This is a genomic window from Pseudomonas sp. NFACC13-1 (genome assembly GCF_900104425.1).
Lineage (GTDB): Bacteria > Pseudomonadota > Gammaproteobacteria > Pseudomonadales > Pseudomonadaceae > Aquipseudomonas > Aquipseudomonas fluorescens_AA.
Genome location: NZ_FMXV01000014.1, coordinates 105,043 through 122,387 on the forward strand (window position 1 = coordinate 105,043; position 17,345 = coordinate 122,387).

Genomic DNA, 17,345 nt, shown 5'->3' on the forward strand with positions numbered 1-17,345 from the left:
GCGCGATAGTAGAGCGTTCGCGCCGCCTTCCGTTAGTGCACTGTCTCAGCTTGAAGATGAGGCCACTGCAGGCTCGCGATTCAAGCGGATCAGCAGCCGGTCCAACAGCCACACCACCACCAGCGAAGCCCCCACCAACGGGAACACCAGCGCCAGGGCCAGCATGATGAACACCCCGGTCTTCCACGTCGGCAAGTCGTGACGCAGCGGCGGCACGCCGAACTTGCCCTGGGGCCGGCGCTTCCACCAGATCACCAGGCCACTCACGGCGCTGAGCAGGATCATCAGGCAAACCAGCAGCACGAGGATCTGATTCACCGGGCCGAACATCTTGCCTTCGTGCAGCATCACCCCGGTTTCGGTGGCGCGGGCCACGATGCTGTAGTGCTCCCAGCGCACATCGGCCAGGACCTTGCCGGTGTACTGGTCCACATGCAAGGTGGCATCGTTGCGCGGGTCATCGGCGAACACGGCGACGGTGAACACGCCGCTGGCCGTGGTGGGCAACGTGATGCTGTAGCCGGGCGTGACCTGGCGTTCGGTGGCGATATCCTGCACCGCTTGCAGGCTGACGGTCGGGGCGGCGGGGCCTTCGTGCATGCCACCGTGACCCATGTGCTCGGCATGGTCGCCGGACATCGGCATCGGCGTATTTTCCACGGCCCAGGGCACGGTCTGGCGGTGGGCGTTGTTGAGGCTGCCGGCCTCGACGTCGGACTTGGGCACGTCATTCCACATCGCCGCCGGGAAGCGGTTCCAGAGGTTGGCGTATTGCTTGCCCCAGAAGCCGGTCCAGGTCATGCCGCTGAGCAGCATCACCAGCAGGAATGCCGCGCCCCAGAAACCGACGACGACATGCAGGTCACGCCAGAACAATCGCCCGCGGGCGCTCCAGCGCGGCCACAGCACACCGGCCGACGATTGCCCGCGCGGCCACCACAGGTACAGGCCGGAGACCACCAGCACCACGCCCCAGCCAGCGGCCATTTCCACCAATCGGTCACCGACAGTGCCGATCAGCAACTCGCCGTGGATTGCCCGGGCCATGGCTTGCAGGTTGCTCTTCGCATCCTGTTCGCCGAGAACGTCGCCGTGGTAAGGGTCGATGAACACATTCAGTTCCCGGCCCTGGTCGATCACCACGAACTGTGCGCTGCGCTCGGCATTGACCGGTGGCAGGTACTGTTTGACCAGGCCTTCGGGGTAGGCCTGGCGGACCTTATTGAGCAAGTCGTCCGCCGCCAGGGTGTGATGCCCGGCCGGCACGTTCAACAGGCTGCCGTACATCAGTGGATCGAGTTGTGGCTTGAACAGGTAGATGATGCCGGTCAGGGCCAGCATCACCATGAATGGCGCCACGAACAGCCCGGCATAAAAATGCCAGCGCCAGGCCAGGTTGTAGAAATTCGGTTTCGGTTGGCTCATTGCAAAGCGCTCCGCAGGGCAAATTGGGTTGTTATGGTGTGCCGTCAGTCAAGGTGGAATCGAACCCTGTGGGAGCGAGCTTGCTCGCGATAGCAATGGTTCAGCTTGCATCGATGTTGAATGGGCCTTCGCCATCGCGAGCAAGCTCGCTCCCACAGTTTATGTCCTGGCTGACAGATCTCCGGTGCCGGTTAGAAACTCATGTCCACCTTGGTCCAGAGCGTGCGCCCCGGTTCGTTGATGGCCTGTGGGTCGCTCGCCGGGTAGCCGAACCCGGCGTTGCCGGCCAGGTTCAAGTGTTCGGCGTAGGCTTTGCCGAACAGGTTGTCGACACCGCTGCTGACCTTCCAGTGTTGATTGATGCGATAGGCGCCGTTGAGCGATAACACGCCGAAGCCCGAGCTTTTGCCGTAGTCCTTGCCCACCACGTTGCCCTTGTTTTCATCGACACGGTGTTGCGCCGCCACCAGCCGCCACAGGGCGCCGGCACTCCAGCGGTCTTCGCTGTAGGTCAGGCCCAGGCGTGCGTCCAGCGGCGGCATTTGCGCCAGGGCGCTGCCGTCGCTGCTGTTCTTGCCCCAGGCGTAGGCCAGGGTGGCGTCGGCTTTCCAGCGCTCGCTCAGCTTGTAGGCCGCACCCAATTCACCGCCCATGATCCGCGCATCGATGTTCTCGGCCCGGGAGGTGCTGCCCATCATGCCGGGGGTGTAGTCGAAGAGGATGTAGTCGCGTACCTGGCCGACATAACCCGACGCCCAGGCTTCAAGGGTTTCGGTCTTGTACTGCAGGCCGAAGTCGAGCTGGGTGGTTTTCTCCGGCTTGATCGAATCGAAGGCATTCAGCGACCCGCCGGGGCCGGCGTCCGGCGAGAACAGCTCCCAGTAATCCGGGAAGCGTTGCGCGTGACCGACGCCTGCGTAGAGGGTGGCGGGGCTGTCCTTCAGGTCGTGCTCGTAGCGGACGAAACCGCTGGGCAGTGTGTCGGCGCGAGTGTCGTCGGCGGTGGGGTTGGGGCGCGCCGACATGCCGGAACCGATGCTCTGACGGTAATCCTTGGCCGAGGCCCGGTCGAGCCGGGCGCCGGTGATCACCCGGTCACGGTCGGCGGCGTACCAGGTCAATTCGCCGAACACCCCGTAGTTGTGGAAGTCGGCGTCCTTGGTGTACGGCAGGTCCTTGTAGGTGTCCACGCCCATGCTGCTGCGTTGGCGATGCTCGTTGGTCTGGGCGTCCAGGCCGCTGATCAATTGCACATCGGCCCAACGCCAAGTGGCCTTGATGCGGGCACCGAGGGTGCGGCGATCGACGTTGGAAGCCATGGGCCCGGCCATCATCCCGGTGCCGGACGGTGTGCGCAGGGTGTAGTTGTCCATCACGTGGTCGGCGTAGTTGTAGTAGACCTGGGCCTCGACCTTGTCCAGCACCTGGCCGATGTTCGAGCGCTCGAAACGCAGCCCGAGGCTTTCGCGCTTGAACTGTGAGCCGTCCATGCCGCGTCCGGCGTAGCGCGCTTCACCGTCGCCCTTGCCGGCCGTCAATTCCAGCAAGGTGTCGGCGTCCGGCGTCCAGCCAAGGGTGACGTCGCCATTCCACTTGTCATAGCGCGACGGCACGGTGTCGTTATTGCCGTCGCGGTAGTCGTCCGAATGGGCGGTGTTGCCGATCACCCGTACATAGCCCAGCGGGCCACCGGCGGCGGCATCCAGCACTTTGTCGAAACGGCCGTTGGAGCCGGCCAGCACACTGGCGTTGACCCGGGTGCCCAGCTCGCCGAACTGTTCCGGCTCGCGCTCGAACAGCACGGTCCCGGCCGAGGCACCGGGGCCCCAGAGTACGGTTTGCGGGCCTTTGATGACGGTGAGCTTGTCGTAGGTTTCCGGCGAGATATAGGAGGTCGGCGCGTCCATCCGGCCAGGGCAAGCACCCAACAGCATGCTGCCGTTGGTGAGGATGTTCAGCCGTGAGCCGAACATGCCACGCAGCACCGGGTCGCCATTGGTGCCGCCGTTGCGCACCAGGGCAAAACCCGGAATGGTCTTGAGGTAGTCGCCGCCATCACTGGCCGGCACTGGTTGGCGCGGGTCCTTGGGGTTGGTGACGACGGTCAGCGGCGAACTGGGGGCGATGGCGGTGATGACCGTCGGGCTCAGTTCGTCGACCTGATGGTCGTGATGCTCGTGCTCGTCGGCCAGCGCGAGAGGCGTGAGCAGCAGGCCGCACAGTGCGGCGATGGTTTGGCGCAAACGAACCCGTGGCTCGTTCAGGGGGCAGCGAACCTGGGCAGAGCCCAACGCGATGCCAGCAGAAAACCTGGACATGATGATTCCATCGAACAAACGTAGACGACACGGTCGGGCAGCCTGGGGCTGTCTTGTACGACCGGGTGAGTGAAGTGTCGGCTTACGCGTCGAGGGGCGGTGCGCGGGTGCGGGCTCCCGGGAAGAACGCGGGTCGGGCATGGCCCAGGCGTGGGGAAGGGCTGGTGTAGGTGTTGGTGTGGGGGGTGTCGAAGACGGCGAAGGTGTGGCCGCCAGGCAGCGCGGGGCAATTGAACAGCAGGCTGCAATAACCGCACTTTTCCCACAACGCATGGTGCTCGCTCCGGGGCGGGCAATGTTCGGCTGCCGGCGCTTCGTGCGCCGTCATGTCCATCTCCATGTTCATGCTCATGGACACAGGCATGGACGAAGACATGCGCTGACCCATCGGCATCGACTGGGAAATCAGCGGACCGATAAAGATCATCAGCATGGCGAACAGGCTGATCCAACTGCCGCGTGTCAGGCTCATGGGCTGACGGCGGGGCATGGATGGCCTGGCGCGAAGGGCGTGCACGGGCGGCTACGTCTACTGGGCGTGCATGTGTGTCTTGGTGCCGTCGGGCGCTTTTTTCTGCACCGCGACGTCGACCGTGACATCGCCGGCTTTTTCGAAATGCAGGGTCATCGGGAAACGCTTGCCGTCGCTGAGCAGGCTGCGGTCATTCAACTCCAGCAGCATCACGTGATACGCCATCGGCGCGAAGGTGACAGTCGCCCCCGGGGCGATATCGACGTCGGAAACCGGTTGCATTTTCATCAGGTCGTTTTGCATCACATGCTCATGGAGCTCGGCCTTGCCGGCGATGGGTGAGTCGACGCTGAGCAGCTTGTCGGCGCGGGTGCCGCCGTTGTGGATGACGAAATACGCGGCCACGGTCGGCGCATTGGGCGGCAACTCTTGAGACCACGGGTGGGCGATTTCAAGATCGCCTGCCTTGTACTGGTGAGCTTGGGCAAAGCCGACGGGAAGCAGCAGGGCAGCCAGCAGGATAAGTCTGTTCAACATGGCGATTCTCCGGAACGATTCAGGGCGCAGGTGTGTGCGGAAAGAATCAGACCAGGGGCGAGGCGCGGGGATTGAGGCTTGGCCATTGCTGGCGGGGCGTGGGGTTATCGAGTTTCGATTGGGCGATGCCGCGATGATCGAGCCGGGCGTCCAGGTACAGTTGCGGGGCATGGCCGGTGAGTGCCACCAGCGACGCGGTGCCGGCGCAGCACCAGCAATGCTGCATCGTCGAGTGAGTGTCTTTCTGTGGCGTGCCCTGCTCGAGCGTGCCCAGGGAAATCGCGACCATTTTCGTGCCGCTGGACGAGCAGAAACTGCCCCACAGCAGTTGCTCGGCTGGCGAATTGGCAGTCGCGCCACCGCTGTTGGAAAGCGGCATGGCAAGCATGTTGAACAGCACTGCGAAGCAGGCGATCCAGGCAAATGCAAGCCGTTGTCGGGACATGGGGCAATCCGCTCGGTTGGGCGATCAGGTGGCGGTATTTAGCCTGATCGGGGTTGAGAAGTAAAAAAGGCGTGTGCGGTATAGGGTCGCAGGGCTGGTGTTAACAGTATCAACAGATCTTCAAGTGAGTGCTTTTGTGGCGAGGGAGCAAGTTCCCTCGTCGCGTGTTTTTGATCAATCGGTATTCAATCACTCCAATACAGGAGGGAAGGGAACCTCTGTCAAATGGCCGTCGCATGTAACCTCAAGCCCAAAGCTTTCATGACTTTCATGATAGTTGTGAACTCCGGATTGCCCGTACTTCCCAGTGCTTTGTAAAGACTCTCTCGTCCCAGGCCTGCATCACGAGCAATCTGCGTCATGCCCTTTGCCCTGGCAATATCGTTAAGAGCTGCCCGAACCAGTACGCCGTCACCCGCATCCTCTTCAAAACAGGCATCCAGATAAGCGGCCATTTCCTCAGGCGTCTTGAGGTAGGTGGCTGCATCGAAACGTGTGAATTCTTCAGTCATGATTCACTCCTCATTACCCATGGTTTGCGCCATTTGAACAGCGCGTGCGATATCCCGTTTCTGAGTCGATTTGTCACCTCCCACAAGCAGCAAATAAAGCACGGAGCCTTGACGGGAGAAGTACACTCTGTAGCCAGGACCCGAGTGAATACGCATCTCATACACTGCGTTACCCACCGGTTCGCAATCACCAAAATTCCCATGCTCTGCCGATCGGAGCCTGGCAATGATGCGAGCTTTCCCAGCAATGTCCTTCAACCCGTCAAGCCAGGTTGAGAATACTCGGGACTGTTCAAATTCGATCATTTGGATCGTATTCCTTGGGATACATATTGGCAAGCAGCACTTTCCTCGGCACGAGACGGGTCGCTCATGCTGAATGACTGCCAGGTGCTGCGGTGGGTATTAAGGAGCGGAACTATAGAATTGAACGTCTTGGACGAAACAGCCGGCTTCGTCTTGAAAACTTGTCAGAAATGTCGCGCGAATGCGCTGAATTCAGAACCCGTTTTGTACGAATAAAGCGTCCAGCATTTCATTGATCTCTCCAAACTCCCGATCCACCCCCGCCAACACCGGCCGCCGCAAAACCAACACCGGCACCCCCCGCTCCCGCGCCACCTCCAGCTTCGGCTCAGTGGCCGTGCTCCCGCTGTTCTTGCTGATCAGCACATCGATCTTCCGGCGTTCGAACAGTTCGCGCTCGTCTTCGAGGTGAAACGGCCCACGGGCGCCGATGACTTCGCAGCGTTCATTACCGGGGTAAACGTCCAGGGCGCGTAGGGTCCAGAATTGCTCTGGCGGAATTTCGTGCAGGTGTTGCAGCGGTTCGCGGCCGAGGGTGAACAGCGGGCGGTGGAAGGGTTGCAGGGCCTGGATCAGTTCAGCCCAATCGGCCACTTCGCGCCAGTCATCCCCGGCCTGGGGCTGCCAGGCCGGACGGCGCAGGGCCCAGCAGGAAATGCCGCAGGTGCGTGCTGCGTGGGCGGCGTTGTGGCTGATTTGCGCGGCGTAGGGGTGGGTGGCGTCCAGCAGCAGATCGATGCCTTGGTCGCGAATGAATTGCGCCAGGCCTTCGGCACCGCCGTAGCCGCCGACGCGGACCTGGCAGGTGAGGTCGGTGGGGACGCGACCGATGCCAGCCAGGCTGTAGATGTGATCGGGTCCCAGGGTGCGGGCGATGGCCAGGGCTTCGGTGACGCCACCGAGCAGCAGGATGCGTTTCATTGGAAGCTTCCGGCGTGACCGACGATCCCACCCTGGCGGTCGATGGCGAAGACTTCGACCTGGACCTGGGCCGGTACCACACTGCGAGCGAAGGCCAGGGCGTGCTCGCACACCGCATCGCCGAGGGCGACGCCGGCGGCGCTGGCCATCGCCAGGGCCTGTTGGCTGGTGTTGGCATCTCGGATGCCCTGCTGCAAAACCTCATCGGCACCGATGGCCGCCGCCCATTCGGCCAGTTGCGGCAGGTCGATGCTCGAGTGGCGGCTGTGCAGGTCCATGTGGCCGGCGGCGAGTTTGCTGATCTTGCCAAAGCCGCCGCAGAGGCTGAGTTTTTCCACCGGCACCTTGCGCACATGCTTGAGCACGGCGCCGACGAAGTCGCCCATTTCGATCAGGGCGATCTCCGGCAGGTTATAGGCCCGGCGCATGGTGTCTTCGCTGGCATTGCCGGTGCAGGCGGCGATGTGCAGGTAACCGTTGGTCTTCGCCACGTCGATGCCCTGGTGGATCGAGGCGATGTAGGCCGCGCAGGAGAATGGCCGGACGATGCCGCTGGTACCGAGGATCGAAAGGCCGCCGAGGATGCCCAGTCGTGGGTTCATGGTTTTCAGCGCCAGGGCTTCGCCGTCCTCGACATTGACCGTGACTTCGAAACCACCGGCATAACCGCTTTCCTCGGCCAGGCGGCCCAGGTGATCGTTGATCATTTTGCGTGGCACCGGGTTGATCGCCGGCTCACCGACACCCAGCACCAACCCCGGTCGTGTCACCGTGCCTACGCCGCGACCGGCGACGAAACGCACGCCGGGTTCGGCGATCAGGCGCACCTGGGAAAACAGCAGGGCACCGTGGGTCACGTCCGGGTCATCGCCGGCGTCCTTGATCGTCCCGGCCTCGGCGCCTTGTTCGGTCAGGCGGCAGAACTCCAGGCGCATCTGCACCTGCTTGCCCTTGGGCAGTACGATTTCCACGGCGTCGGCTTCGGTGCCGCGCAGCAGCAAGCGGGCCGCTGCCAGGCTGGTGGCCGTGGCGCAACTGCCGGTGGTCAGGCCGCTGCGCAGGGGGGCGGGTTGTTCGGCGGTTTCGTCACGCATCGAGAGGTTTCGTCAGGTCCAGCAAGGTAATCGGCAAGGCCTGGCGCCAGGTGTCGAATTCGCCCAACGGCTGGGCCTGGGCGATGTGGATGCGGGTCAGCTCACCGCCGTGACGTTCGCGCCAGTGCATCAGGGTCATTTCGCTTTGCAGGGTCACGGCGTTGGCGACCAGCCGACCGCCGGGCTTGAGTCGGGCCCAGCAGGTGTCGAGCACGCCTTCGCGGGTGACGCCGCCTCCGATGAACACTGCGTCCGGACGCTCCAAGTTGTCCAGCGCCTGCGGGGCGCTGCCGCGAATCAGTTGCAGGCCGGGTACACCGAGGCTGTCGCGGTTGCGTTCGATCAAGCCTTGCCGGCCTTCGTCGGCTTCGATGGCCAGGGCCCGGCAGCTGGGGTGGGCGCGCATCCATTCGATGCCGATGGAGCCGCTGCCGGCGCCGACGTCCCAGAGCAGCTCGCCGGGGGTCGGGGCGAGGCGGGCGAGGGTGATGGCGCGCACGTCGCGTTTGGTCAACTGGCCGTCATGCTCGAACGCGCTGTCCGGCAAACCGGCCAAGCGTGACAGTCGCGGTGTCGACGGTTCGGCCCGGCATTCGACGGCGATCAGGTTCAGGTCGGCGACGCTGTCATCGGACCATTGCGCGGCGCTACCGTCGATCCGTCGTTCCGCTGCACCTCCCAGATGCTCCAGAACGGTCATGGCGCTTGGGCCGAACCCCCGCTCGCGCAGCAACGTCGCCACGGCGGCAGGGCTGTGGCGGTCATTGCTCAGCAGCAACAGCCTGACGCCTGTGGATAAATGCCCATTGAGCGCCGCCAGGGGACGTGCCACCAGCGACAGCGTGACCACGTCCTGCAACGGCCAGCCCATGCGCGCCGCGGCCAGCGAACAAGAGGAAGGCGCGGGGATGACCAGCATCTGATCGTCCAGCAGCTGTTTCGCCAGGCTCGCGCCCACGCCGTAGAACATCGGGTCGCCGCTGGCCAGTACACACACCGACTCGCCCCGCCGCGCCAGCAGCGGTTCCAGGGAAAACGGGCTGGGCCACAGCTCCCGCTCGCCGCGGATGCACACTGGCAGCAGCGCCAACTGGCGAGCGCTGCCAACAATACGCGACGCCCGCAGCAAGGCATGACGAGCCGTTCGGCCCAGGCCCTTGAAGCCGTCTTCGCCGATGCCCACTACAGTCAGCCAGGGGGTCATCTCTGTTCCTCGAATGAATGGGGTTGATCGACAGGCGTGTTGCCGCCGCGAACCGGGCCGCCATCATACCGCGCCCCGGCGGATCAGGCGCCTGGCGCAACATCATTGTGGCTGCCAGACCGCTTTCGCGAGCAAGCTCGCTCCCACAGGGGATTTGGGGTGAACACAGAGTCTGTGCACAACCTGACCAAAACCGTGGGAGCGAGCTTGCTCGCGATAGCGGTGGTACAGACAACCTCATTGGATCAGGCCGCTCGTGTTCTTGAGCAATCTGGCTTCAATCCGACCAGCAAGCTTTTCATGACCCCCGGCAAAGCAGGCATAATGGCGCTCCTTCGCCAATATGGCGTTTCTTATTTGCCGGTCTTCCCTTGAACGAACGCCCATCCCTCCTCGTCGTACGCCCCTCCGGTTGCCCGGGGTTGCTGCGCGTCGTCCAGGCGCTGGACGGTGGGATCTGTCGGATCAAGCTCGACGGCGGTGCCATCCGGGCGGATCAGGCCGAGGCCGTGGCATCGGCGGCCGAGCGGTTTGCCGGCGGGGTGATCGAGGCGACCAACCGCGGTAACCTGCAAATCCGCGGGATTGGTTCCGAGCACAGCGCATTGATCGAGTCCTTGCTCGTCGCTGGCCTGGGGCCGCGGACACCCGCTGGCGATGACGTGCGCAACCTGATGCTCAGCCCCGCGGCCGGGATCGACCGGCAGATGCTGTTCGACACTCGCCCGTTGGCCGCGCAGATCCTCGTCACCCTGCAAACCCATGAACGCTTCCATGAACTGTCCGCCAAGTTCGCCGTGCAACTGGACGGCGGAGAAGCGTTGGCGATGCTCGAACATCACCACGACTTGTGGCTCTCGGCCCTGGTCTGTAACGGCGAGCCCTGGCTGGCCTTCGGCTTGGCCGGCACCCCGTTGGATACACCGGCGGGCAGAGTGCCCCTGGCCCAGGGGCATGCCTTGGTGGTGGCGGTGCTGGAGTTGTTCCTCGACTTGGCCCGCCCGGACCAGAACCGCATGCGCCATTTGCTGGCTGACGTCTCCGTGGCTGAATTCATGGCCCGGCTGGCCCGCCGCGTGCCCTTGCAAGCGTGCCTGGATTGGCAGCGGGATGCGTCCAGCGATGGACTGCACCTCGGCGTCCATCCCCAGCACGACGACCGCGTCTACGTCGGCGCGGCGGCGCCCCTGGGGCGGCTCGATGCGGTCATGCTGCGAGGGGCCGCGCAACTGGCGCGGGAGAAGGGCGATGCGAGCCTGCGTTTCAGCCCTTGGCAAAGCCTGCTGCTGCCCAACGTGCGCCGCGCGGATGCCGACCAAGTGCTGGCGCGGCTTGAGGGGTTGGGGCTGTTAGGCTCGAACGATCAACCCCTGGCGCAACTTATCGCCTGCACCGGCTCCAGTGGCTGCGGCAAAGCCTTGGCCGACACCAAGGCCGACGCCCGCCAACTGGCCGAGCTGCTGCAACGCCAGGGCCAAACCCTGAAGGTTCATCTGTCGGGCTGCCCGCGTTCCTGCGCGGCGGCCCACGTCGCGCCTGCCACTTTGCTGGCGGTCGCCCCCGGTCGTTACGACCTGTATTTTCGCGATGCCACGTTGCCGGGTTTCGGCGCGTTGCAGGCACACAATCTGACTATTGAAGCGTTCGGCCACTGGCTCGACGCTCGCCCCCGGAGCCCCCTTGATGCTTGATTACATCCGCGACGGTCAGGAGATCTATCGCAACTCCTTCGCGATCATCCGCGCCGAAGCCAACCTGGCGCGCATTCCGGCCGACCTGGAGAAACTCGCCGTGCGGGTGATCCACGCCTGCGGCATGGTCGAGGCCATCGATGGCCTGCAGTTTTCCGAGGGCGCGGGCACGGCCGGGCGCCAGGCGCTGGCCGCCGGTGCGCCGATCCTGTGCGATGCGCGGATGGTCTCCGAAGGCGTGACCCGGGCTCGCCTGCCAGCCAACAATCCGGTGATCTGCACCTTGCGCGACGAGCGCGTACCGGCATTGGCCGAGGAACTGGGCAACACCCGTTCGGCGGCAGCGCTGGAGTTGTGGCGCCCGTACCTGGAAGGCAGTGTCGTGGTCATCGGCAACGCGCCGACCGCGCTGTTCTACCTGCTGGAAATGCTCGATGCCGGCGCGCCGAAACCGGCATTGATCCTCGGTTTTCCGGTGGGCTTCGTCGGCGCCGCCGAGTCCAAGGCGATGCTGGCGGCCAACAGCCGTGGCGTGCCATTCGTGATCATGCAAGGCCGCCTGGGCGGCAGCGCCATGGCCGCCGCCGCCGTCAATGCCCTCGCCACGGAGATTGAATGATGCAGCAGCCTGGACGTCTGATCGGCCTCGGCGTGGGCCCCGGTGACCCGGAACTGATTACGGTCAAGGCCCTGCGCCTGCTGCGCGAATCGCCCGTGGTGGCGTATTTCGTCGCCAAGGGCAAGAAGGGCAACGCCTTCGGTATCATCGAGGCCCATTTGCAGGACGCGCAGACATTGCTGCCATTGGTCTACCCGGTCACCACCGAGGTGCTGCCTGCGCCGCTGTCCTATGAACAGGTGATCGCCGATTTCTACGACACCGCCGCCGAGCAGTTGGCCGTGCACCTGGATGCCGGTCGCGATGTGGCGGTGATCTGTGAGGGCGACCCGTTCTTCTACGGCTCCTACATGTACCTGCACGATCGCCTGGCCGAGCGTTATGAGGCCCAAGTCATTCCCGGCGTGTGCTCGATGCTCGGCGGCGCTTCGGTGCTCGGCGCGCCGCTGGTCTATCGCAACCAGAGCCTGTCGGTGCTCTCCGGCGTCTTGCCCCACGACGATCTCAAGCGTCGCCTGGCCGATGCCGATGCGGCGGTGATCATGAAGCTGGGACGCAATTTCCCCAAGGTCCGCCAGGTGCTTCAGGAACTGGGCATGGACGGGCGAGCGCTGTACGTCGAGCGAGCGACCATGGCCAACCAGAAAGTCGTGCCGTTGGATGAAGTCGAGCCGATGTCTTCGCCGTACTTCTCGCTGATCATCGTGCCGGGCGAACGGTGGCAGGGTTGATGGCCGCCAACACGCCGGCCATCGTCATCCTCGGCCCCGGCAGCCTGGCAACAGCCCGACGGATCCAGCAGCGTTACCCCGGCGCCCTGATCCACGGCCTGGCCGGGCGGGTCGAGGGTGATCGGCAATACTTCGAGTTCGGCGCGACACTGCGTGAACTCTACCAACAGGACACGCCGATCATCGCCCTGTGCGCGGCGGGCATTGTCATCCGTACCCTGGCGCCGCTGTTGCTGGAAAAAGGCGCTGAGCCGCCAGTGCTGGCAGTGGCCGAGGATGGCAGCGCCGTGGTGCCGCTGCTGGGCGGCCTGGGCGGGGTGAACGGCATGGCCCGGGACATCGCGGCAATGCTGCAGGTCGCGCCGGCGATCACCACCAGCGGTGAATTGCGTTTCGGCACGTGCCTGCTCAATCCACCCAGCGGTTACAGCCTCGGCGACCTGGAGCAAGGCAAGCGCTTCGTCTCCGACCTGTTGGCCGGCGAGCCGGTGCGCATCGAAGGCGCAGCTCCGTGGCTGGATCAAGCGCAGTTGCCGCAAGACCCGCAAGCCCGGCGCACGATCCACGTTAGCCATGCCGAGCGTGAGGCCAGTGCCCATGAGCTGCTGATTTATCCGCGCAGTGTCGCGGCGGTGGTGAGCGCCGAGGTGGTCGATCTGCCAAGCGCCGTTCGTGCAGCGTTGCAGCAAGCCAACGTGGCGATTGCGAGCCTGGCGTGCCTGGTGGCGGCGGATACGCTGATGGCCAGCACGGTCTTGCGTGACGCCGCGCAGGAACTCGGGGTGGCGCTGCGCTTTGTGGCGGCCACAGGCGATGCCGCCACCTTGGCCCGCAGCTCGGTGCCGGCGGCGACCCTCGTTTCGGCAACGGCCAACCTGGTCATCGCTGTCGCCGCGCAGCCCTTGGATGTGACCCTAATCGGTCGTCCGCGCGGCCGCCTGGCGGTGATCGGCCTGGGGCCGGGCGCTGCCGAGCTGATGGTGCCGGCGGTGAAAGCCGAACTGGCGCGGGCCACCGATGTGCTCGGTTACGAAACCTATGTGCGCATGGCCGGCCCGTTTCGCGACGATCAAGTGCTGCACTGCACCGACAACCGCGAAGAAATGCAGCGCGCTCGTCACGCCTTTGAACTGGCGGCCCTGGGGCGTTCGGTGATCGTGGTGTCGTCCGGCGACCCGGGCGTCTTCGCCATGGCGGCGGCGGTGCTCGAAGCGTTGCACGAATCCAGCGACCCGGCCTGGCATCAGGTGGACCTGGAGATCCTGCCCGGGGTGTCCGCCTCCCTCGCGACCGCCGCCCAGGCCGGTGCGCCGTTGGGGCATGACTTCTGCGTAATGTCGCTGTCGGACAATCTCAAGCCCTGGTCGATCATCGAAAAGCGTCTGGACCTGGCTGCCGAAGCCGATCTGGCGCTGGCCTTCTACAATCCGATTTCCCGTGCGCGACCGTGGCAATTGGGGCGTGCGCTGGAAATCGTCGCCCGGCACCGCACGCCGGAGACGCCGGTGGTGTTGGGGCGTGACATCGGTCGTCCGGGCCAGACCCTGCGTGTCACCACGTTGGGGCAGCTCACGGCCGAGCAGGTGGACATGCGCACCATGGTCCTGATCGGTTCCTCCACCACCTGCGTGTTCCCGCGCGCGTCGGGTGGGAACTGGGTGTACACGCCCCGCTGGTATGGGGCCAAACCTGCCTGAACCGCGACACCGTTCATTCATGGATGGCTACTACGGCGAGGGATCCCTGTAGGAGCTGGCGAAGCCTGCGATCTTTTGATCTTTCGCTTGGGACTCAAGTGTCTGGGCAAAAATCGCAGCCTCGCTTCGCTCGACAGCTCCTACCGCGGTTAAGGGGGTTGGGGGGCTTTGGCAGTGCCACCCTGAAGGCGCTGTTGGCGACAGCACCGCTCGCAGAGCGAACCGTCTCCTTTTACGGCACCAGGTAGCCCTTCACCCCGGTAAAAATGATCTGCGCCGCCAAGGCGCAGACAAACAGCCCCATCAGGCGGCTGACGATCTGCAGGCCCTGGTCGCCGAGGATGCGTTCGATGCGACTGGACAGGTAGAGCACGACGCCGACGGTGAAGCTTGCCAGGGCGATGCTGATAATGGCCATGAGTTTGTCGTCCCAGTGCGGCTGGCTCACGCCCATCACCAGCAGGGCGCCGATGGTGCCGGGGCCGACGGTCAACGGAATGGTCAGCGGGACGATGGTCACGTCCTGCTGCACATTGTCGGTCTGCACGGCCGACTTGCCCTGGGCCATGCCCAGGGCCGAAATGAACAGCACGCTGCCGGCGCCGATCCGGAACGCATCCACGGTGATGCCGAACACGCTGAAAATCACCCGTCCGAACAGGTACAGCAAGACGCTGGAGACCAGGGTCGCGGTCGCGACTTTCCAAGCCAGGCGGCGTTGCTCCTTGCGCGAATAGCCGCGAGTCAGGCCGATAAAACATGACAGCACGAAGAAGGGGCTGTAGAGGACCAACATCTTCAGATAAACGCTGAACAGCACGTGGAGCATGGTCGGAACTCGCGACGAATGACAATTGACGTGGAGTCTATCAGGCGCCGGGGTGTCTGTCGGCTGGCCGTGGGTTTGAGGGTTTTAATGTAGTGAAACCTTGGTTTGTTTTTTCTGTTAGTTGTTGGTTGTTGTCCTGGGATTAAGTGCGGTTACAGTTCTGTGCTTGTTACCCTTAAGGTGGGTAGGTAAGTATGGCGCTCGGGCCCATGGAGGGCTTTAATTAAATAAGGGACATATTCAATGAATGCTAAATTTGATTCGGTCATCACTTTGGCGGACCGACTGGAACGCCTGAATACCTACGATATATCGCCGGACGATGTAATTGTTTCCCCTCGGATTGCCAGATATAAAATGGCAGGGTTTGACAACGAAATCGAAAAGCCGGACCGCGCTTCGATTGTCGGAGACGCTATCATGTCGTTTGTTTCAGGTATGACGGTGCAAAATCAAGCGGATATCCAGCATTCCTATCTATTTGCATCGCTGGTTGCCAGTAAGAAGTACCCAGGGGATGACGAAGGCGATAAATGGTATAAAACCTTCCTTGAGGTCATGCAGAGTTGTGGCTGGACCATTCTGCAACATTACTACGATAAGGTTGCCGCGTCCGGCAAGAGTTTCAAGATGGATCAATTGGTGTTGAAAGTCCTCGGTTCGGCGGTGGCAGCGGCTGCCGTTCCTGGTCCGACTTCGTTGCTGATGCTGAAAGTGGCCGGTGATGCGATCGCCGCATTGCAAACCAATGACAAGTCGCTGCGGCTCTTTGACCAGAATATCCAGGAGTCCGGCACCGGTGGCTTTGGTGTGGCGAGCTGTCACGAAACCCCGCACGGTGAAATACTCATGGCATTAGGCGCGGTGCGCTTCATCAAGCGGACGAACCAGACCAAGGTCCTGTTCGTGGATTGGGACAGCAGTTCGGTAGACTTGTATCGCGGTGAATGCCATATGACCATGGTGCCGACAATTATCAGTGCGACTCGAGAAGCTATCATTACAAAACTGGGTGATCGCGCGAAACAAAAAATCGACGAATACGAGATCTGATTGATTGATCTCCTGGCGACTACCGGGGTGGTCGCCATCCGTTAATGGAATAAGGTAATTGTCATGAAAGATCACTGTTCGATTTTTATTGATGCCGGCGCTGTTGTCCTGCTGCCTACTGACCTGATTGGGCAGGACCGGCTCGATGTATTGAATTCGGTATTGTTTGCCCAGCTGGTAGCCAGTAAAAAATACCCCGCTCTTGTCCGGTCCAATGACTGGTACTCAGCGTACCGGGAAGTTCTGAGTAATGGCTGGATGCAAAAGGCCGTCAGTTGGGACAACTTTACACTCGCTGTCTCATCGAAAACCAACCTGATGGGATGCGTCGAAGAGCGGCTGGGAGAATATGTTGAGCGAACTTTGATTACGCAAGTAACTGATGTATTGAAGCGCGTCGCCCAGTTGTCCAGCACGTTGCCCGCTATCGAATTGCTGCGTGAACATGCCCATCGGCCGAAAAGCCCGGATTCGTCCGAGGCGCCCCATAAAGCACCCGACAGAATCAGGCTGCAAGTCATCCTGGCCCAACAGGGGCCTGTATTGAGTAGCGTCTGCCTGGAGTTCGAGCCCGAGCATGTGACGTCCAACCCTCTTGGACAACTCTTCTCCACCGATCCTGTGGTGGGCAATATTCAATTGCATTGCTTCAAGGCTAATTTGTCCCAGGCGCTCTATGCGCCTTTTCGCGATGCGATCGTCCAGAAGCTGGGGGATAAGGCCGCCAAGAACATCATCGATATTTCCGATGCGGTCGAGCAAGCGCAACCGGAAGCGGGGGCGTTATGACGGATCAAGGGTTTCGATCGGCCGACGGGCAGCGGTTGCGTCTGGATGAGGCATCGAGGGCAGCGGTGGTGGGCGGGAGTATCGTGTCCTTCGATGAGGGTTTGTCCCTCCAAGATCGCGAGGATATCTACCTGAGCAACTTGTACGCGCAGTTGGCAACCCGTTCGGCGTACAAGGACGGTCTGGTCGGTAATTGGTTCGACTATTACAAGAACAAGCTCAGGTACCTGGGGTGGGACTCGGCTCGTCCTGTCAGTGCGGGGCAGGCCGGGCAAGGATTGATGGCCGATAGCGTTTCGCAGCAGATTGCCCGTTCCTTTGGCGCAGGCTATTCGCGGCAGGCCAGCCAGGCGATAGCAACGCTTGGACGAAGCCCTGCTGCGCTCGAGCTGTTTGAACGAACGAGCCTACAGAGCAATACGGGATTCTTCCAGGTGATCCCCTGCGCCGCCAAATCCCGCGGGAAAGTGGAAATCGCGTTGTATCACAAGCAGTTCCGCACCCGCAGGACGGTCTCGGGATTTCTGTTCTGGCCAATGGAGGAAGTGGTGGAAAGCAGCGTGGAGGAAATGGCCGTCGTGACATTCAGCACGCTGCATTACGCAACATTCAGGCAAAAAGTCGCGGCCGCGGTGATCGCCGAAACGACTCGTCACCTGCATGCGCTGGAAATCTGAACGACGCTACGGGTAGTCGCTGAAG

19 protein-coding genes are annotated in these 17,345 nt (G+C 62.8%); 8 read left to right on the top strand and 11 right to left on the bottom strand.

What is annotated here, in order from left to right:
* Window positions 1–45: 45 nt before the first annotated feature.
* From BLQ55_RS18140 to cbiE, 10 genes are all read right to left on the bottom strand, one after another.
* Window positions 46–1,425: a PepSY-associated TM helix domain-containing protein gene (locus BLQ55_RS18140; protein ID WP_092255646.1), complete on the bottom strand. Its 1,380-nt coding sequence runs from the start codon at window positions 1,423–1,425 to the stop codon at window positions 46–48.
* Window positions 1,426–1,616: 191 nt separating this feature from the next.
* Window positions 1,617–3,743 carry a TonB-dependent copper receptor gene (locus tag BLQ55_RS18145; protein ID WP_092255649.1) on the bottom strand — a complete coding sequence of 709 codons (2,127 nt, stop codon included), beginning with the start codon at window positions 3,741–3,743 and terminating at the stop codon, window positions 1,617–1,619.
* An 82-nt stretch (window positions 3,744–3,825) separates the two neighbouring features.
* Entirely contained in the window at window positions 3,826–4,215 is a 390-nt protein-coding gene (locus BLQ55_RS18150) for a DUF2946 domain-containing protein (protein ID WP_092255652.1), read from the bottom strand.
* A 57-nt stretch (window positions 4,216–4,272) separates the two neighbouring features.
* Window positions 4,273–4,752 (bottom strand): copper chaperone PCu(A)C, encoded by a 480-nt coding sequence (locus tag BLQ55_RS18155; protein ID WP_092204804.1) that lies wholly within the window; start codon window positions 4,750–4,752, stop codon window positions 4,273–4,275.
* Window positions 4,753–4,798: 46 nt separating this feature from the next.
* The gene (locus tag BLQ55_RS18160; RefSeq protein ID WP_092255655.1) at window positions 4,799–5,197 is read right to left on the bottom strand and encodes a DUF2946 domain-containing protein; all 399 of its coding nucleotides are present in this window, start codon (window positions 5,195–5,197) and stop codon (window positions 4,799–4,801) included.
* 221 nt (window positions 5,198–5,418) lie between these two features.
* On the bottom strand, window positions 5,419–5,709 hold the full coding sequence (locus tag BLQ55_RS18165; protein ID WP_024617344.1) for an addiction module antidote protein: 291 nt from the start codon (window positions 5,707–5,709) through the stop codon (window positions 5,419–5,421).
* Window positions 5,710–5,712: 3 nt separating this feature from the next.
* Window positions 5,713–6,015, bottom strand: a complete 303-nt coding sequence (locus tag BLQ55_RS18170; protein ID WP_060739368.1) for a type II toxin-antitoxin system RelE/ParE family toxin — start codon at window positions 6,013–6,015, stop codon at window positions 5,713–5,715.
* 192 nt (window positions 6,016–6,207) lie between these two features.
* Window positions 6,208–6,936: a cobalt-precorrin-6A reductase gene (locus BLQ55_RS18175; protein ID WP_092255658.1), complete on the bottom strand. Its 729-nt coding sequence runs from the start codon at window positions 6,934–6,936 to the stop codon at window positions 6,208–6,210.
* Window positions 6,933–8,030 (bottom strand): cobalt-precorrin-5B (C(1))-methyltransferase, encoded by a 1,098-nt coding sequence (locus BLQ55_RS18180; protein ID WP_092255661.1) that lies wholly within the window; start codon window positions 8,028–8,030, stop codon window positions 6,933–6,935. Before BLQ55_RS18180 ends, BLQ55_RS18175 begins: the two co-directional genes overlap by 4 nt.
* Window positions 8,023–9,234: a precorrin-6y C5,15-methyltransferase (decarboxylating) subunit CbiE gene (gene cbiE, locus BLQ55_RS18185; protein ID WP_092255664.1), complete on the bottom strand. Its 1,212-nt coding sequence runs from the start codon at window positions 9,232–9,234 to the stop codon at window positions 8,023–8,025. Before cbiE ends, BLQ55_RS18180 begins: the two co-directional genes overlap by 8 nt.
* A gap of 159 nt (window positions 9,235–9,393) precedes the next feature.
* Between cbiE and BLQ55_RS18190 the strand changes: the two genes are divergently transcribed.
* The 5 genes from BLQ55_RS18190 to cobJ are packed head-to-tail and all read left to right on the top strand — an operon-like array spanning window position 9,394 to window position 13,972.
* Window positions 9,394–9,609: a hypothetical protein gene (locus tag BLQ55_RS18190; RefSeq protein WP_143011744.1), complete on the top strand. Its 216-nt coding sequence runs from the start codon at window positions 9,394–9,396 to the stop codon at window positions 9,607–9,609.
* Complete coding sequence (gene cobG / locus BLQ55_RS18195; RefSeq protein WP_092255670.1) at window positions 9,606–10,925, top strand: precorrin-3B synthase; 1,320 nt, start codon at window positions 9,606–9,608, stop codon at window positions 10,923–10,925. Before BLQ55_RS18190 ends, cobG begins: the two co-directional genes overlap by 4 nt.
* Entirely contained in the window at window positions 10,918–11,544 is a 627-nt protein-coding gene (locus tag BLQ55_RS18200) for a precorrin-8X methylmutase (protein WP_092255673.1), read from the top strand. The genes cobG and BLQ55_RS18200 overlap by 8 nt, the downstream gene beginning before the upstream one ends.
* The gene (locus BLQ55_RS18205) at window positions 11,544–12,275 is read left to right on the top strand and encodes a precorrin-2 C(20)-methyltransferase (protein ID WP_092255676.1); all 732 of its coding nucleotides are present in this window, start codon (window positions 11,544–11,546) and stop codon (window positions 12,273–12,275) included. The genes BLQ55_RS18200 and BLQ55_RS18205 overlap by 1 nt, the downstream gene beginning before the upstream one ends.
* Window positions 12,275–13,972 carry a precorrin-3B C(17)-methyltransferase gene (gene cobJ, locus BLQ55_RS18210; protein ID WP_092255679.1) on the top strand — a complete coding sequence of 566 codons (1,698 nt, stop codon included), beginning with the start codon at window positions 12,275–12,277 and terminating at the stop codon, window positions 13,970–13,972. Before BLQ55_RS18205 ends, cobJ begins: the two co-directional genes overlap by 1 nt.
* Window positions 13,973–14,204: 232 nt before the next feature.
* Here cobJ and BLQ55_RS18215 read toward each other — a convergent pair whose 3' ends face one another.
* Entirely contained in the window at window positions 14,205–14,801 is a 597-nt protein-coding gene (locus BLQ55_RS18215) for a MarC family protein (RefSeq protein ID WP_003186248.1), read from the bottom strand.
* Window positions 14,802–15,044: 243 nt separating this feature from the next.
* Between BLQ55_RS18215 and BLQ55_RS18220 the strand changes: the two genes are divergently transcribed.
* The 3 genes from BLQ55_RS18220 to BLQ55_RS18230 all read left to right on the top strand — a co-directional run bounded on the left by BLQ55_RS18220 (window position 15,045) and on the right by BLQ55_RS18230 (window position 17,320).
* Window positions 15,045–15,854 carry a hypothetical protein gene (locus BLQ55_RS18220; protein ID WP_092255682.1) on the top strand — a complete coding sequence of 270 codons (810 nt, stop codon included), beginning with the start codon at window positions 15,045–15,047 and terminating at the stop codon, window positions 15,852–15,854.
* A gap of 63 nt (window positions 15,855–15,917) precedes the next feature.
* The gene (locus BLQ55_RS18225) at window positions 15,918–16,643 is read left to right on the top strand and encodes a hypothetical protein (RefSeq protein ID WP_092255686.1); all 726 of its coding nucleotides are present in this window, start codon (window positions 15,918–15,920) and stop codon (window positions 16,641–16,643) included.
* Window positions 16,640–17,320 (top strand): hypothetical protein, encoded by a 681-nt coding sequence (locus BLQ55_RS18230; RefSeq protein ID WP_256326602.1) that lies wholly within the window; start codon window positions 16,640–16,642, stop codon window positions 17,318–17,320. Before BLQ55_RS18225 ends, BLQ55_RS18230 begins: the two co-directional genes overlap by 4 nt.
* Window positions 17,321–17,345: the final 25 nt, after the last annotated feature.

Excerpts from the sequence above, each read along its gene's own strand:
- BLQ55_RS18140 (WP_092255646.1), bottom strand. The coding sequence starts at position 1,425 with ATGAGCCAACCGAAACCGAATTTCTACAACCTGGCCTGGCGCTGGCAT.
- BLQ55_RS18145 (WP_092255649.1), bottom strand. The coding sequence starts at position 3,743 with ATGTCCAGGTTTTCTGCTGGCATCGCGTTGGGCTCTGCCCAGGTTCGC.
- BLQ55_RS18150 (WP_092255652.1), bottom strand. The coding sequence starts at position 4,215 with ATGAGCCTGACACGCGGCAGTTGGATCAGCCTGTTCGCCATGCTGATG.
- BLQ55_RS18155 (WP_092204804.1), bottom strand. The coding sequence starts at position 4,752 with ATGTTGAACAGACTTATCCTGCTGGCTGCCCTGCTGCTTCCCGTCGGC.
- BLQ55_RS18160 (WP_092255655.1), bottom strand. The coding sequence starts at position 5,197 with ATGTCCCGACAACGGCTTGCATTTGCCTGGATCGCCTGCTTCGCAGTG.
- BLQ55_RS18165 (WP_024617344.1), bottom strand. The coding sequence starts at position 5,709 with ATGACTGAAGAATTCACACGTTTCGATGCAGCCACCTACCTCAAGACG.
- BLQ55_RS18170 (WP_060739368.1), bottom strand. The coding sequence starts at position 6,015 with ATGATCGAATTTGAACAGTCCCGAGTATTCTCAACCTGGCTTGACGGG.
- BLQ55_RS18175 (WP_092255658.1), bottom strand. The coding sequence starts at position 6,936 with ATGAAACGCATCCTGCTGCTCGGTGGCGTCACCGAAGCCCTGGCCATC.
- BLQ55_RS18180 (WP_092255661.1), bottom strand. The coding sequence starts at position 8,030 with ATGCGTGACGAAACCGCCGAACAACCCGCCCCCCTGCGCAGCGGCCTG.
- cbiE (WP_092255664.1), bottom strand. The coding sequence starts at position 9,234 with ATGACCCCCTGGCTGACTGTAGTGGGCATCGGCGAAGACGGCTTCAAG.
- BLQ55_RS18200 (WP_092255673.1), top strand. The coding sequence starts at position 10,918 with ATGCTTGATTACATCCGCGACGGTCAGGAGATCTATCGCAACTCCTTC.
- BLQ55_RS18205 (WP_092255676.1), top strand. The coding sequence starts at position 11,544 with ATGCAGCAGCCTGGACGTCTGATCGGCCTCGGCGTGGGCCCCGGTGAC.
- cobJ (WP_092255679.1), top strand. The coding sequence starts at position 12,275 with ATGGCCGCCAACACGCCGGCCATCGTCATCCTCGGCCCCGGCAGCCTG.
- BLQ55_RS18215 (WP_003186248.1), bottom strand. The coding sequence starts at position 14,801 with ATGCTCCACGTGCTGTTCAGCGTTTATCTGAAGATGTTGGTCCTCTAC.
- BLQ55_RS18220 (WP_092255682.1), top strand. The coding sequence starts at position 15,045 with ATGAATGCTAAATTTGATTCGGTCATCACTTTGGCGGACCGACTGGAA.
- BLQ55_RS18225 (WP_092255686.1), top strand. The coding sequence starts at position 15,918 with ATGAAAGATCACTGTTCGATTTTTATTGATGCCGGCGCTGTTGTCCTG.
- BLQ55_RS18230 (WP_256326602.1), top strand. The coding sequence starts at position 16,640 with ATGACGGATCAAGGGTTTCGATCGGCCGACGGGCAGCGGTTGCGTCTG.